The 14,257-nt window shown below is 51.6% G+C and carries 16 protein-coding genes; 12 read left to right on the forward strand and 4 right to left on the reverse strand.

Annotation, left to right across the window (positions count from 1 at the left end):
* Positions 1-82 precede the first annotated feature (82 nt).
* Positions 83-1,270 carry a cystathionine beta-lyase gene (gene metC, locus M4I31_RS03695; protein WP_085048734.1) on the reverse strand — a complete coding sequence of 396 codons (1,188 nt, stop codon included), beginning with the start codon at positions 1,268-1,270 and terminating at the stop codon, positions 83-85.
* Between the two features lie 250 nt (positions 1,271-1,520).
* On the opposite strand from metC, the gene exbB reads away from it, so the two are divergent.
* Complete coding sequence (exbB, locus tag M4I31_RS03700) at positions 1,521-2,255, forward strand: tol-pal system-associated acyl-CoA thioesterase (RefSeq protein WP_061382446.1); 735 nt, start codon at positions 1,521-1,523, stop codon at positions 2,253-2,255.
* Between the two features lie 6 nt (positions 2,256-2,261).
* Entirely contained in the window at positions 2,262-2,687 is a 426-nt protein-coding gene (gene exbD / locus M4I31_RS03705) for a TonB system transport protein ExbD (protein WP_085048735.1), read from the forward strand.
* Positions 2,688-2,758: 71 nt separating this feature from the next.
* On the opposite strand, the gene M4I31_RS03710 is transcribed toward exbD, so the two are convergent.
* Together M4I31_RS03710 and M4I31_RS03715 are read right to left on the reverse strand one after the other, a co-directional pair.
* Complete coding sequence (locus tag M4I31_RS03710) at positions 2,759-3,166, reverse strand: hypothetical protein (protein ID WP_038633861.1); 408 nt, start codon at positions 3,164-3,166, stop codon at positions 2,759-2,761.
* 1 nt (position 3,167) lies between these two features.
* Entirely contained in the window at positions 3,168-3,572 is a 405-nt protein-coding gene (locus M4I31_RS03715) for a hypothetical protein (protein WP_085048736.1), read from the reverse strand.
* A gap of 104 nt (positions 3,573-3,676) precedes the next feature.
* Here M4I31_RS03715 and M4I31_RS03720 point away from each other — a divergent pair, with 104 nt between their 5' ends.
* Complete coding sequence (locus M4I31_RS03720) at positions 3,677-4,180, forward strand: ESA_00282 family adhesion-associated protein (RefSeq protein ID WP_038633854.1); 504 nt, start codon at positions 3,677-3,679, stop codon at positions 4,178-4,180.
* A gap of 64 nt (positions 4,181-4,244) precedes the next feature.
* On the opposite strand, the gene M4I31_RS03725 is transcribed toward M4I31_RS03720, so the two are convergent.
* On the reverse strand, positions 4,245-5,285 hold the full coding sequence (locus tag M4I31_RS03725; protein WP_085048737.1) for an aldo/keto reductase: 1,041 nt from the start codon (positions 5,283-5,285) through the stop codon (positions 4,245-4,247).
* Between the two features lie 482 nt (positions 5,286-5,767).
* Here M4I31_RS03725 and M4I31_RS03735 point away from each other — a divergent pair, with 482 nt between their 5' ends.
* The 9 genes from M4I31_RS03735 (at position 5,768) to hypA (ending at position 14,256) form a co-directional block, all read left to right on the forward strand.
* A complete protein-coding gene (locus M4I31_RS03735) occupies positions 5,768-7,408 on the forward strand; it encodes a methyl-accepting chemotaxis protein (protein WP_038633848.1) in 1,641 nt (546 codons plus the stop codon).
* Between the two features lie 85 nt (positions 7,409-7,493).
* Entirely contained in the window at positions 7,494-7,781 is a 288-nt protein-coding gene (locus M4I31_RS03740; RefSeq protein WP_038633845.1) for a DUF2623 family protein, read from the forward strand.
* A gap of 190 nt (positions 7,782-7,971) precedes the next feature.
* A complete protein-coding gene (gene hybO, locus M4I31_RS03745) occupies positions 7,972-9,090 on the forward strand; it encodes a hydrogenase 2 small subunit (protein ID WP_003024486.1) in 1,119 nt (372 codons plus the stop codon).
* A 2-nt stretch (positions 9,091-9,092) separates the two neighbouring features.
* Positions 9,093-10,079 (forward strand): hydrogenase 2 operon protein HybA, encoded by a 987-nt coding sequence (hybA, locus tag M4I31_RS03750; RefSeq protein ID WP_003828357.1) that lies wholly within the window; start codon positions 9,093-9,095, stop codon positions 10,077-10,079.
* On the forward strand, positions 10,069-11,247 hold the full coding sequence (gene hybB / locus M4I31_RS03755; protein ID WP_038633842.1) for a Ni/Fe-hydrogenase cytochrome b subunit: 1,179 nt from the start codon (positions 10,069-10,071) through the stop codon (positions 11,245-11,247). The genes hybA and hybB overlap by 11 nt, the downstream gene beginning before the upstream one ends.
* On the forward strand, positions 11,244-12,947 hold the full coding sequence (hybC, locus tag M4I31_RS03760) for a hydrogenase 2 large subunit (protein WP_038633838.1): 1,704 nt from the start codon (positions 11,244-11,246) through the stop codon (positions 12,945-12,947). Before hybB ends, hybC begins: the two co-directional genes overlap by 4 nt.
* A complete protein-coding gene (locus tag M4I31_RS03765; protein ID WP_032944999.1) occupies positions 12,947-13,441 on the forward strand; it encodes a HyaD/HybD family hydrogenase maturation endopeptidase in 495 nt (164 codons plus the stop codon). Before hybC ends, M4I31_RS03765 begins: the two co-directional genes overlap by 1 nt.
* A complete protein-coding gene (hybE, locus tag M4I31_RS03770) occupies positions 13,434-13,922 on the forward strand; it encodes a hydrogenase-2 assembly chaperone (RefSeq protein ID WP_038633834.1) in 489 nt (162 codons plus the stop codon). The genes M4I31_RS03765 and hybE overlap by 8 nt, the downstream gene beginning before the upstream one ends.
* On the forward strand, positions 13,915-14,256 hold the full coding sequence (hypA, locus tag M4I31_RS03775) for a hydrogenase maturation nickel metallochaperone HypA (RefSeq protein ID WP_003828349.1): 342 nt from the start codon (positions 13,915-13,917) through the stop codon (positions 14,254-14,256). The genes hybE and hypA overlap by 8 nt, the downstream gene beginning before the upstream one ends.
* Position 14,257 lies beyond the last annotated feature (1 nt).

Raw genomic sequence — 14,257 nt, forward strand, 5'->3', positions numbered from 1 at the left:
TCCGGGATGCCTTGATCCCGGACGCAACAATTGCAGACTTTTCCACCAGAAGTGTCTGCATATATGTCCATCTATGGCAATGTTACTCGATTCGGGCAAATCCTGCGGCTAAATCGGCAATCAGATCGTCAACATTCTCTAAACCGATATGCAAACGGATAAGCGTTCCGCTGAAGTCCACCTCGCCTTGCGGACGGATTGCCGCAATGTGCTCCGGCTGGTTGGCGAGAATCAGCGACTCAAAACCGCCCCAGGAGTAGGCCATGCTGAACAGGCTGAAGTGATCCAGATACGCGGCTAACTCTTCATTATTTAGCTTCTTATTCAATACAAAGGAGAATAGCCCGCTGCTGCCGGTAAAATCACGTTTCCAGAATTCATGGCCTTTACTGCCGGGCAGCGCCGGGTGATTAACGCGGGCGACCTGTGGGTGGTTGGACAGCCACTCGGCGACCTTTAAGCTGCTTTCATGATGCTGACGTAAGCGTACGCTCAGCGTGCGTAATCCACGGCTGGTCATATAGGCGGTATCGGCGTCGAGCATTTGTCCCATCAGATAGGCATTTTCGCGCAGTTGATCCCAGCAACGGGCATTGGATACCGCTGTGCCGACCATGCCGTCGGAATGACCAATCAGGTATTTCGTACCCGCCTGAATCGAGATATCGATACCGAAATCCAGCGCCTTGAACAGCACGCCGGCAGCCCAGGTGTTATCAATCATGATGACTGCATCAGGCGCAACGCTTCTGACGGCGGCAACAATTGCCGGCACATCATGTACCTCCATGGTGACGGAGCCGGGTGATTCCAGAAAGACAACTTTGGTGTTCGGCTGAATGTGCTTCACAATATCGGCACCCACCAGCGGATCAAACCAGCCCGTTGAGACGCCTAGTTTGCCGAGAATTTTGGTGCAGAAGTCCTGGCTGGGTTCATAGGCGGTATTGGTCATCAACACATGATCGCCTTGTTCAACAAAGGCAAGGATGGTGTTGGCAACGGCTGCCGCGCCGCAAGGGAACAACGCGCAGCCCGCGCCGCCTTCCAGTTCGCACATGGCTTCCTGCAGCGAAAAATGCGTCAGGGTTCCACGACGTCCGTAGAAAAGCGCACCGTTAGCACGGTTGCGCGTGGCCTGCTTTTTTGCCTCAACGCTGTCAAACACCAGCGAAGAAGCGCGCTGGATCACGCTATTTACCGAGCCCAGCGTGTACTTTTTACTCCGTCCTGCGTGCACGAGTTTGGTTTCAAGTTGTTTATCTGCCATGGTGTATTACCTGTTTTTATACGTCTGGATGTCTAAACTACCATGAATCAAAGATGACGCATCCTGCAGAAAGGTCATACAGTAGAAAATAATCTCAAAATGCTTCTGGTGACTTTTTTACTGCGTAAGCGCAAGGAAAAGAAACCAAAGGTGCGGCAATATGTAAATAGTAATGAGAACGACTATCAATTCGACGTTGTTTTGATATGATTACGCTTAGATTTTGTGATTTGCGTCCTGGAGATACAGAGTGGGTAATAATTTGATGCAGACGGACCTTTCCGTCTGGGGTATGTATCAGCACGCCGATATCGTGGTTAAGTGCGTGATGATTGGGCTGATTTTAGCGTCAGTGGTCACCTGGGCTATCTTCTTTAGTAAGAGCCTTGAGTTCTTTACTCAGAAACGCCGTCTTAAGCGTGAACAGCAACTGCTGGCGGATGCCCGCTCTTTAGACCAGGCAAACGAGATTGCCGCAGGATTCGATGCTAAAAGCCTTGGCGCACAGTTGATTTATGAAGCGCAGAACGAGCTGGAACTGTCGGAAGGCAGTGACGACAACGAAGGTATTAAAGAGCGCACCGGTTTCCGTCTGGAGCGTCGTGTAGCGGCAGTAGGTCGTCATATGGGACGCGGTAACGGATACCTGGCCACCATCGGGGCAATCTCGCCTTTCGTGGGTCTGTTCGGTACGGTATGGGGCATCATGAACAGCTTCATCGGGATCGCACAAACCCAAACCACCAACCTGGCCGTTGTTGCGCCGGGTATTGCAGAAGCGCTGTTAGCGACCGCGATTGGTCTGGTTGCGGCGATTCCTGCGGTCGTCATCTACAATATTTTCGCACGTCAGATTGGCAGCTATAAAGCGATGCTGGGCGATGTCGCGGCGCAGGTGCTGTTGCTGCAAAGCCGCGATCTGGACCTGAACGCCAGCGCCTCCGCGCATCCGGTACGTGCTGCGCAGAAATTACGTGTAGGGTAATGTTCCATGGCAATGAGCTTTAATGAAAACCTGGACGATAACGGTGAAATGCATGAAATCAACGTGACGCCGTTTATCGACGTTATGTTGGTTTTATTGATCATCTTTATGGTGGCCGCGCCGCTGGCAACAGTGGATGTGAAGGTGAATCTCCCTGCCTCCACCAGTACGCCGCAGCCGCGTCCCGAAAAACCGGTTTATCTGTCAGTCAAAGCCGATAAGAGTATGTTTATCGGCAACAATCAGGTGACGGATGAAACCATGATTAACGAGCTCAATACGCTGACAGAAGGGAAGAAAGACACCACAATTTTCTTCCGCGCGGATAAGACCGTCGATTATGAAACCATGATGAAGGTAATGGACTCGCTGCATCAGGCGGGTTTCCTGAAGATTGGTCTGGTCGGTGAAGAGACCGTGAAAGCGAAGTAACTTTCTCGCCGGGTAGTGGTTTTCACCTACCCGGCCTGCTTATCCTGATTCCACGCCCCACAAACCTGTTCTTATCTGTTTTCATCTAACGCGACCGTGGTTATCCTGGTCGGTTCGTAGCTGCCTTCGGACAGCTTGCGCGTCAGGCGTAAGGTGGCCGTTTCTCGCGCGAGTATATGCTGGTAGGTGCTCTCCAGCCGGGCCATGATTTTATCCCGCAGTTCGGGTTGTTGGGCTATGATGGCCTCAATCGCGGCGCCATAGATCTCTTCTTTCGCCTGTAGCGCATAAATTTCACGGCGATTTTGCCATTTCATCCGCACCAGCGCGGCGGGTATAGAAACCATTTCCTGGGCAACGCTTTCCAGTGTTGCGTTTTTATTGGCAATCAGGATGGCTAAATTCTGCTTTAAGACAAACTCATCACTTTTATGGTCATCTAAAGCCAAATAAACATTATTATCCTCAACATCTTTCATTTTATTTCTCTTCCAGAGAATAAAAAATAGGATCGCTGGATTCGCGGGTAATTAAATTAAGCCAAATTTTATTGCCTTGCTCATTAATGATGGCTGTTTTTTCGGTCAAAATTTCACTTAATTCTTGTGCGTTAATGTCGCCTTCTGCTTGCAATGAATTGAGCAAGCGCGTGAATGACTCAATCTTTGCCGCGCAAAACAAACGCTCTTTTAAATGACGGTCGCTCTCTTCAAACAACATATTGCGCGCCTGGCCGGTCGCTGTAGCGCTGATCAAAATATCTGCTTCATAATCGCTTAATGTTCTCTTTCCCTGAGTCAAATTTTCACTGTTTTCTGTGGGGAAGGTATTAGTCGATGTTTGAGATAAATGATAATGCGCGGGAACAAGATGCTCGGGAAGCATGTTGAAATATCCTTTGATGCCAATACTGTATTGTTTTTAATATGTCAGGCTGCGTTGACAATAGCATGGCGTAATTTTAAAATCAAAAAAAATGGAGCCAGTATATGAACAGTATATTTTATTCTGTTATTACCCTGCTATTGCTTACCTGCGGGGTGCTTTTGTTGATGCGCAGCGCAAATAAAAACCGCTATGCAGAAAATGGTAACGCTGGACACCAGCCGGAAATCTTGAGTAAAGAAGAGGGTGAAGATCATTTTTCTGTATTGATGAATTCGATTACCCCGGTATGGTATTGGCGGGTTAATCACGAATATATCGATTTTATCCACTCGACGATCAAACGGATGACAATGGCGGAGCTGAATGAGACGCCTGGCTTATTTGATGCGCAGCGGCGCTGTAGCGACCTTAACTCTGCAGTGTATAAATATTACGACAATATAAAAAAACGCTGTCTCAGCGGGGAGAAGGTCCCGCATGCCGATCTGGATGTGCTCAACTTACGTCAGTGCTTCAGGGAGTTCAGCCTGGAGGCTTACCCTGCGCTCGTCGCGCTGGTGTGGCCGGAATACCAGCGTCCACAGCTCAAAGCAGAAGAAGTATAAGGTCATGGCGCGTTACCATGGCCGGGTAGATCTACATGGCTACCCGGCACGGAGTGACGAACGGCTATTTGTCAGATGAGGCTTGCCACAGGTTCAGCTCGCCATCAGCGACGTGTTTATCGATCTGCGCCAGTTCTTCGGCGCTGAACGTCAGATTAGCCAATGCCTCAACGTTTTCTTCCAGTTGCTCCGGTCGGCTGGCGCCAATTAATACCGAAGTGACCCGGTTGTCTTTTAGCAGCCAGCTTAAAGCCATTTGCGCCATCGACTGTCCGCGCTGTTGCGCCATCTCATTGAGCAAACGTAGGCTGCTAAGGTTTTCTTCCGTCAGCATATTTTCTGTTAGCCCACGGACTTTTTTCCCTTCACGCTGCATACGTGAACCTTCCGGGATGCCGTTGAGGTATTTCCCTGTCAGCAGTCCCTGGGCCAGCGGCGTAAAGGCAATGCAGCCCATGCCGTTAGCTTCCAGCGTATCCAGCAAGCCACTGCTGTCTACCCAGCGATTAAGCAGGTTGTAAGAGGGTTGGTGGATAAGAAGTGGAATTTTCCATTCCCGCAGCAGTTCGGCCATCTTTTGCGTTCGTTCCGGGGAATAGGATGAAATGCCGACATACAGTGCTTTACCGCTTTGCACCGCATGGGCCAGCGCTGAGGCGGTCTCTTCCATTGGCGTATTTTCGTCCACGCGGTGCGAGTAGAAGATATCGACATAGTCGAGACCCATGCGTTGCAGGCTCTGGTCGAGGCTGGCAAGCAGGTATTTACGCGAACCGCCAGAACCGTACGGCCCTGGCCACATGTCGTAGCCCGCCTTGGTGGAGATGATCAACTCATCTCGGTATTGTGCAAAATCCTCGCGCAGTAAACGGCCAAAATTCTCTTCTGCGCTGCCTGGAGGCGGCCCATAGTTATTGGCCAAATCAAAATGGGTGATGCCTAAATCAAAGGCTTTACGCAGCAGGGCGCGCTGTGACTCCAGCGCCTGAACGTGCCCAAAACTGTGCCACAAACCCAGCGACAGCGCGGGTAAGCGTAAACCGCTGCGTCCACAGTAGCGATAGAGCATCTGCTCGTAACGTTCAGGATTGGCAAACCAGGCCATGAGATCTCCTTAGTGCAGGTGAATTTCGAAACAGCGTTTCTATTCTAGCGGGTTCTCGGTGAATATTCCGTTCACAAGTCACACTGGGATGAAAAACTGGGCAGAATTCGTTATGCGAGTTATTGAAGGAGACCCGCGTGTGAAGGCTATATATCTCCCTGCGTTAATCACGGCTTTCATAATGATCCGACCTCTCATTATGATAATACTGACTCTGATTTCTCTTGGGAGCGCACTCTTGCAGGGTTTAATAAATATTTACGATAAAAAACAAAGCATTATTAAATAATTTAGGTGAGTTATCTGAATAATAATGCTAGCTAATTTCATTAGCATTCATGTTGATATCATCTGGAGAGATATGGCCTGGACTTAAGAAAGTAAAAAAATAAAGAACGCATTATATCTTCTCTACCGCCTGCCGATAACAAGGATAAGTATCGCCTGATGGCGAATTCCTCATCAACGGCAAGGAAATTATTATGGGTTTGCTGAAAAACTTCACTATTCGTATTGTCATGTTGGCAATACTGGGACTTTTTTGCCTGCTGTGGTCGGGCGTGGGTTTATTCAGTCTTCATTCTTTATCAAAAATATCAGAAGGGAATGATATTGACCGTCATCTCGTCCATCAGATGACTGTTCTCAGCCAGGGTAACGATCAGTATTTTCGTTTTGTGACGCGGTTAAGTCGCGCAATGGATGTCAAAATGAGCGGCGGAACGCCGGATTTTGCGCCAGCGCAACAGTCCCTGGACAATATGAGTAAAAAACTCCAGGAGATGAAAACATTGTCTCCCGGCCCCATGGATCCGGAAGTCGCCGCGGCGGTGCTGACCAAGTGGCAGGCGTTGCTGGATAACGGCGTTATCCCACAAATGCAACTGGCTCAGCAGGGCACGCTCACGGCCTTTGCGGAGCATGCCAGCACCGTTACGCCAGCCTTGAGCCGTGAATTTGGCGCCAGTGCTGAGCGTTTTAACACCACTGCGGGTGAAAGGCTCGATACCACCCGCGTTATGGTCGATGGCAAAACGTCTATCATCCGGACGCTAATTATCACCGCCGTAATCCTCGGTATTGCGCTCCTGTTCTTTACCGACCGCTACCTCGTCGCCATGATGGTGAAACCTCTGGGACGTATTCGCCAACAATTTCAACAAATTGCGCAGGGCGATCTCAGCCATTCTATTGAAGATTTTGGCCGTAACTGCGTGGGCCAACTGGTGCCGTTACTGTGCGCGATGCAGGACAGCCTGCGCGAAGCCGTGAGTACCATTCGTTCTGGTAGTGACAATATCTGGCGAGGAGCGACGGAAATTTCCACCGGTAATAACGACCTCTCCTCACGTACTGAAGAGCAGGCTGCGGCGCTGGAAGAGACCGCCGCCAGCATGGAGCAGCTGACCGCAACGGTAAAACTGAACGCCGAAAATGCGCGTGAGGCCAGCCAACTGGCCGATACGGCGACAGAAACGGCAGGTAAAGGCAGCTCGTTGGTTTCAGAAGTGGTTGAGACCATGGACGGCATTGCCGCCAGTTCTAAACAGATCGCGGAAATTACCTCTGTGATTAACAGCATTGCTTTCCAGACCAATATTCTGGCGCTTAACGCGGCGGTTGAAGCGGCCAGAGCGGGCGAGCAGGGGCGCGGTTTTGCCGTGGTTGCCGGTGAGGTGCGTAACCTTGCCAGCCGTAGCGCCGGAGCGGCAAAAGAGATTGAGACGCTGATCGGCGAATCGTCGCGTCGTGTCGATCAGGGTGCTCGTCTGGTTAAAGAGACCGGATTAACGATGGAGGCGATTCTGCGCGGCGCGACAGAAGTCACCACCATCATGAAACAAATCGCCTCTGCTTCGGAAGAACAGAACAAAGGCATCTCACAGGTAAGCGTGGCGATCACGCAGATGGACAGCGTTACGCAACAGAACGCCGCGCTTGTCGAACAGGTTTCCGCCGCGGCAGTCGCGCTGGAACGGCAAACGGAAGATCTGCAACGTTCGGTGCAACAGTTCCGTCTATCAGCTAACGACGTGCAATACACTGCCACTGCGACCGCTTCCCCTTCAGCAGAACGCAAAACCTCTGCAACAGCTAAAACGGATGACTGGGTGTCGTTTTAAGCTGGCACAAAAAAGTCCCTGATACCTCTGGTCTTTGCTTAAAAAATCGCTATATAATTTATTATATAGCGATTGGGGGTTATGCATGGACAACCATTTTGGTAAAGGCCTGATGGCCGGATTAAACGCGGAAAATGCGGATAGCGCACGCTCGGTGGCGCATTTTTGCGCGGATTATAAACGCGGTTTTGTACTGGGGTTTTCACATCGAATGTTTGAAAAAACAGGCGATCGACAGCTCAGCGCGTGGGAAGCGGGCATCCTGACGCGTCGCTATGGACTGGATAAGGAGATGGTGATGGATTTCTTTAAAGAGAACCAGTCCAGTACAACAATTCGCTTTTTCATGGCCGGCTATCGGCTCGAAGCTTGATCCGAAAGGGGTATTATCTTGCTTTAATTAATTACACTATTGACCTACGCCTTCGTTTTGTTGCTCCGTCGAAGTATTATATCGCACATAACCATATAAAAAGTGTGGTAAATGGCGCGCCGATCGCAATATGCAACATGCGAATGGTGCAAAATAAAAAGCCAGGTCTTCGCAACGGAATAACTATAAAATGACTGGAGATAACTCTCTCATCAATTCGAGCGGCATCAATCGCCGCGATTTCATGAAGCTTTGTGCAGCACTGGCCGCCACCATGGGGCTCAGTAGCAAAGCCGCCGCAGAAATGGCCGAATCAGTTTCCCGCCCTCAGCGCCCACCGGTTATCTGGATTGGTGCTCAGGAGTGTACGGGTTGTACTGAATCGCTGCTTCGCGCGACACACCCTACAGTGGAAAACCTCGTCCTGGAGACAATCTCTCTGGAATACCACGAGGTACTCTCTGCCGCCTTCGGCCATCAGGTTGAAGAGAATAAACATAACGCTCTGGAGAAGTACAAAGGGCAATATGTTTTGGTTGTAGATGGTTCTATCCCACTGAAAGATAATGGTATTTACTGCATGGTTGCCGGTGAGCCGATCGTGGATCATATCCGCCGGGCCGCTGAAGGCGCAGCCGCTATCATTGCCATTGGCTCTTGCGCCGCGTGGGGTGGTGTTGCTGCCGCTGGCGTTAACCCAACGGGTGCAGTCGGCTTGCAGGAAGTTCTGCCAGGCAAAACCATCATCAACATTCCCGGCTGTCCGCCGAACCCGCATAACTTCCTGGCAACGGTCGCACATATCATCACTTACGGTAAGCCGCCGAAGCTGGATACCAAAAACCGTCCAACATTCGCCTATGGCCGTTTGATTCACGAACATTGCGAGCGTCGCCCGCACTTCGATGCTGGCCGCTTTGCGAAAGAGTTTGGCGATGAAGGCCACCGTGAAGGCTGGTGTCTCTACCATCTGGGCTGTAAAGGACCCGAAACCTACGGCAACTGCTCAACGCTGCAATTCTGTGATGTTGGCGGCGTGTGGCCGGTGGCTATCGGTCACCCTTGCTACGGCTGTAACGAAGAAGGCGTTGGTTTCCATAAAGGTATTCACCAGCTTGCTCATGTGGAAAACCAAACCCCGCGCTCCGAGAAACCTGATGTCAACATGAAAGAAGGTGGCAATGTCTCTGCCGGCGCGATTGGGCTGCTTGGTGGCGTGGTAGGGCTGGTCGCCGGCGTCAGCGTGATGGCGGTTCGTGAACTGGGTCGTCAGCAGAAGAAAGATAACGCTGACTCACGGGGAGAATAACCGTGAACAGACGTAACTTTATTAAAGCAGCCTCCAGCGGGGCATTGCTGTTGGGCGCTGCGCCGTCCATCAGCCATGCGGCTGCAGAAAACCGTCCGCCGATCCCGGGTTCTCTTGGGATGCTCTATGACTCGACGCTATGCGTGGGCTGCCAGGCCTGTGTCACCAAGTGTCAGGACATCAACTTTCCGGCGCGTAACCCGGAAGGCGAGCAGACCTGGTCAAACAACGACAAGCTGTCGCCGTATACCAATAACATCATCCAGGTGTGGCGTAGCGGAACAGGCGTTAACAAAGACCAGGAAGAAAATGGCTACGCATACATTAAGAAACAGTGCATGCACTGTGTCGATCCGAACTGCGTCTCCGTTTGCCCGGTCTCCGCACTGAAGAAAGATCCGAAAACCGGCATCGTCCACTATGACAAAGATGTCTGCACAGGTTGCCGCTATTGCATGGTCGCCTGTCCGTACAACGTGCCTAAGTACGACTACAACAACCCGTTTGGCGCGCTTCACAAATGTGAACTGTGTAACCAGAAAGGCGTTGAGCGTCTGGATAAAGGCGGTTTACCGGGTTGTGTTGAAGTGTGTCCTGCCGGGGCGGTGATTTTTGGTACGCGTGAAGAGCTGATGGCTGAGGCGAAAAAACGTCTCGCGCTGAAGCCTGGCAGCGAATACCACTATCCGCGTCAGACGGTGAAAGCGGGCGATACCTATCTGCATACGGTACCGAAGTACTACCCACATCTGTACGGTGAGAAGGAAGGTGGTGGTACGCAGGTGATGGTGCTGACGGGTGTTCCTTACGAGGATTTGGATCTGCCAAAACTGGATGATCTTTCAACCGGTGCGCGTTCTGAACATGTTCAACATTCCCTGTATAAGGGCATGATATTACCCCTGGCTGCGCTGGCGGGCTTAACCGTGCTGGTTCGTCGTAACACGAAAAACGACCATCACGACGGAGGAGACGATCATGAGTCATGATCCTAAACCGCTGGGCGGAAAAATAATCAGCAAACCGGTCATTATTTTTGGGCCGTTAATCGTCCTGTGTATGCTCCTGATCGTGAAACGTCTGGTCTTCGGATTGGGTTCAGTCTCCGATCTGAACGGCGGTTTCCCATGGGGTGTATGGATCGCGTTTGACCTGTTGATTGGTACTGGCTTCGCGTGTGGCGGTTGGGCGCTGGCGTGGGCGGTGTATGTTTTCAACAGAGGGCAATACCATCCGTTGGTGCGTCCGGCGCTGCTGGCAAGCCTGTTTGGCTACTCGCTGGGTGGTCTGTCGATCACCATTGACGTCGGTCGTTACTGGAACCTGCCGTATTTCTACATTCCAGGTCACTTCAACGTGAACTCGGTATTGTTCGAAACGGCGGTCTGTATGACCATCTATATCGGCGTCATGGCGCTGGAATTTGCTCCGGCTCTGTTTGAACGTTTGGGGTGGAAAGTCTCTCTCAAGCGTTTGAATAAAGTGATGTTCTTTATTATCGCTCTCGGCGCGCTGCTGCCAACCATGCACCAGTCTTCAATGGGTTCATTGATGATTTCTGCGGGTTATAAGGTGCATCCGCTATGGCAAGCTTATGAAATGTTGCCGCTTTTCTCCGTATTAACCGCCTTTATTATGGGTTTCTCGATCGTCATCTTTGAAGGCTCACTGGTCCAAGCCGGTCTGAAAGGTAACGGTCCGGACGAGAAAAGCTTGTTCATCAAGCTGACGAATACCATCAGCATATTGCTGGCGATTTTCGTGGTTCTGCGCTTTGGCGAGTTGATCTATCGCGACAAACTGTCCTATGCGTTTGCAGGCGATCTTTACTCCGTAATGTTCTGGATTGAAGTCGTACTGATGGTCTTCCCGCTGGTGGTGCTGCGCGTCACTAAGCTGCGTAATGACTCACGCATGCTGTATCTGTCCGCGCTGAGCGCATTGCTGGGTTGTGCAACATGGCGTCTGTCCTATTCGCTGGTGGCGTTCAATCCTGGTGGTGGCTACCACTACTTCCCAACCTGGGAAGAACTGTTGATTTCTATTGGTTTTGTGGCTATTGAGATTTGTGCATACATCGTACTCATTCGTCTACTGCCGATACTTCCTCCTTTAAAACAAAACGATCAAAATCGTCATGAGGCGAGCAAAGCATGAGCCAGAGAATTACTATTGATCCGGTAACCCGTATTGAGGGTCATTTACGCATCGACTGCGAAATTGAAAATGGCGTGGTATCTAAAGCATGGGCTTCCGGTACCATGTGGCGCGGCATGGAAGAGATCGTGAAAAACCGCGATCCGCGCGATGCCTGGATGATTGTTCAGCGTATCTGTGGCGTTTGTACTACCACTCACGCTATCTCTTCCGTTCGTGCAGCAGAAAGCGCGCTGAATATTGATGTTCCGGTGAACGCACAGTACATCCGTAACATCATTCTCGCCGCGCACACCACGCATGACCACATTGTTCACTTCTATCAGCTCTCGGCGCTGGACTGGGTGGACATCACCTCGGCGCTGAAAGCCGATCCAGCGAAAGCGTCCGCGATGCTGAACGGTGTGTCCTCCTGGCACCTGAACAGCACGGAAGAGTTCACCAAGGTTCAGAATAAGATCAAAGATCTTGTCGCCAGCGGTCAGTTAGGCATTTTTGCCAACGGTTGCTGGGGTCATCCGGCAATGCAGTTGCCGCCGGAAGTGAACCTGATTGCGGTTGCTCACTATCTGCAGGCGCTGGAATGCCAGCGTGATGCTAACCGCGTTGTCGCGCTGTTGGGCGGTAAAACGCCGCATATCCAGAACCTGGCGGTAGGTGGTGTTGCTAACCCAATTAACCTCGACGGCCTCGGCGTGCTGAACCTTGAGCGCCTGATGTACATCAAGTCCTTCATCGATAAGCTGAGCGACTTCGTTGAGCAGGTTTACAAAGTTGATACCGCGGTTATCGCTGCGTTCTACCCTGAGTGGCTGGAACGCGGTCAGGGTGCGGTTAACTACCTGAGCGCGCCGGAATTCCCGACTGACGGTAAAAACGGCAGCTTCCTGTTCCCGGGTGGTTACATCACCAATGAAGATCTGTCGACCTATCGTCCGATCACTTCTCACTCCGATGAATACCTGATCAAAGGGATTCAGGAGAGTGCGAAACACGCGTGGTACAAAGACGAAGCGCCGCAAGCTCCGTGGGAAGGTACAACGGTTCCGGATTACACCGGCTGGTCTGATGACGGCAAATACTCCTGGGTTAAAGCGCCGACCTTCTACGGTAAAACGGTTGAAGTGGGTCCGCTGGCCAACATGCTGTGTAAACTGGCGGCCAAACGCGAGTCTACCCATGCCAAGCTGAATGAAATCATCGCGATTTACACCAAGCTGACCGGCAAAACCATCGAAGTGTCGCAACTGCACTCAACGCTGGGCCGTATCATTGGCCGTACCGTTCACTGCTGTGAACTGCAGAACGTTCTGCAGGATCAGTACAACGCGCTGATTGTGAACATTGGTAAAGGCGACCACACCACCTTCGTGAAACCGGATATTCCGGCAACGGGCGAATTTAAAGGCGTTGGTTTCCTCGAAGCGCCGCGCGGTATGCTGTCTCACTGGATGGTGATTAAAGACGGTATTATCAGCAACTACCAGGCGGTTGTTCCGTCAACCTGGAACTCAGGCCCACGTAACTTCAACGATGAAGTCGGACCGTATGAGCGCTCGTTGGTAGGCACGCCAATCGCCGATCCAAACAAACCGCTGGAAGTGGTTCGTACCATTCACTCCTTCGATCCTTGTATGTCATGTGCGGTGCATGTGGTGGACGTTGACGGGAACGAAGTGGTCTCAGTTAAGGTTCTGTAATGCGGATATTAGTCTTAGGGGTCGGCAATATTTTGCTGACCGACGAAGCCATCGGGGTGCGTATCGTTGAGGCGTTAGAGCAACGGTACATCCTGCCAGACTTTGTTGATGTTCTGGACGGTGGTACGGCTGGGATGGAGCTTCTCGGCGATATGGCGAACAGGGATCATCTGATCATTGCTGACGCCATAGTGTCGAAGAAAAACACGCCGGGAACGATGATGGTCCTGCGGGATGAAGAGATTCCGGCGCTGTTTACGAACAAAATCTCACCGCACCAGCTTGGCCTGGCCGACGTATTGTCGGCCCTGCGTTTCACCGGCGAGTTTCCGAAAAAGCTGACGTTAGTCGGTGTTATTCCGGAATCGCTGGAACCGCATATTGGGCTAACGCCGACGGTTGAAGCCATGATTGAACCTGCGCTTGAGCAGGTTCTTGCCGCGCTTCGCGAATCAGGCGTTGAAGCGATCCCTCGGGAGGCGGCTCATGTCTGAGGAGTTTGTCGGTTTTCAGACGGCCCCGAAGACGCAAATTCAGGCGGCGTTTGAAGAGATTGCCCGGCGTTCAATGCACGATCTTTCCTTCCTGCATCCGAATATGCCGGTGTATGTCTCTGATTTTACGCTGTTTGAAGGTCAGTGGACGGGGTGTGTTATCACACCCTGGATGCTCAGCGCACTGATTTTCCCCGGACCGGACCAGATCTGGCCGGTGCGTAAAGTCAGCGAAAAAATCGGGTTGCGTCTGCCGTATGGCGAAATGACCTTTACCGTGGGTGAACTGGAGGGCGTATCGCAATACCTCTCTTGTTCGCTGATGTCGCCGCTTTCGCACAGCATGTCGGCACAAGAAGGTGTTCGTCTGGCTGATGATTGCGCGCGCATGCTGTTATCGCTGCCGGTGAGCGATCCGAATGCACCGCAGCTAAATCGCCGCGCGCTGCTGCTGGGTCGTCGGAACTGCGAAAATGCATGAGCTGTCCCTTTGTCAGAGCGCGGTTGAGATTGTTCAACAGCAGGCAGAGCAGCACGGTGTCAAACGCGTAACCGGCGTTTGGCTGGAAATTGGCGCACTCTCCTGCGTTGAGGAGAGTGCCGTCCGTTTCAGTTTCGACATCGTCTGTCAGGGGACGCTGGCACAGGGTTGTGAGCTGCATATTGATTACAAACCAGCCCAGGCGTGGTGCTGGGATTGCAGTCAGGTTGTGGAAATCACCCAGCATGATGCGCAGTGTCCACTATGTCAGGGCGATCGTCTGCGGGTTGATGCTGGCGATTCACTGAAAGTGAAAAGTATTGAAGTCGAATAAC

The sequence above is a fragment of the Citrobacter sp. XT1-2-2 genome (assembly GCF_023516235.1).
GTDB lineage: Bacteria > Pseudomonadota > Gammaproteobacteria > Enterobacterales > Enterobacteriaceae > Citrobacter > Citrobacter werkmanii.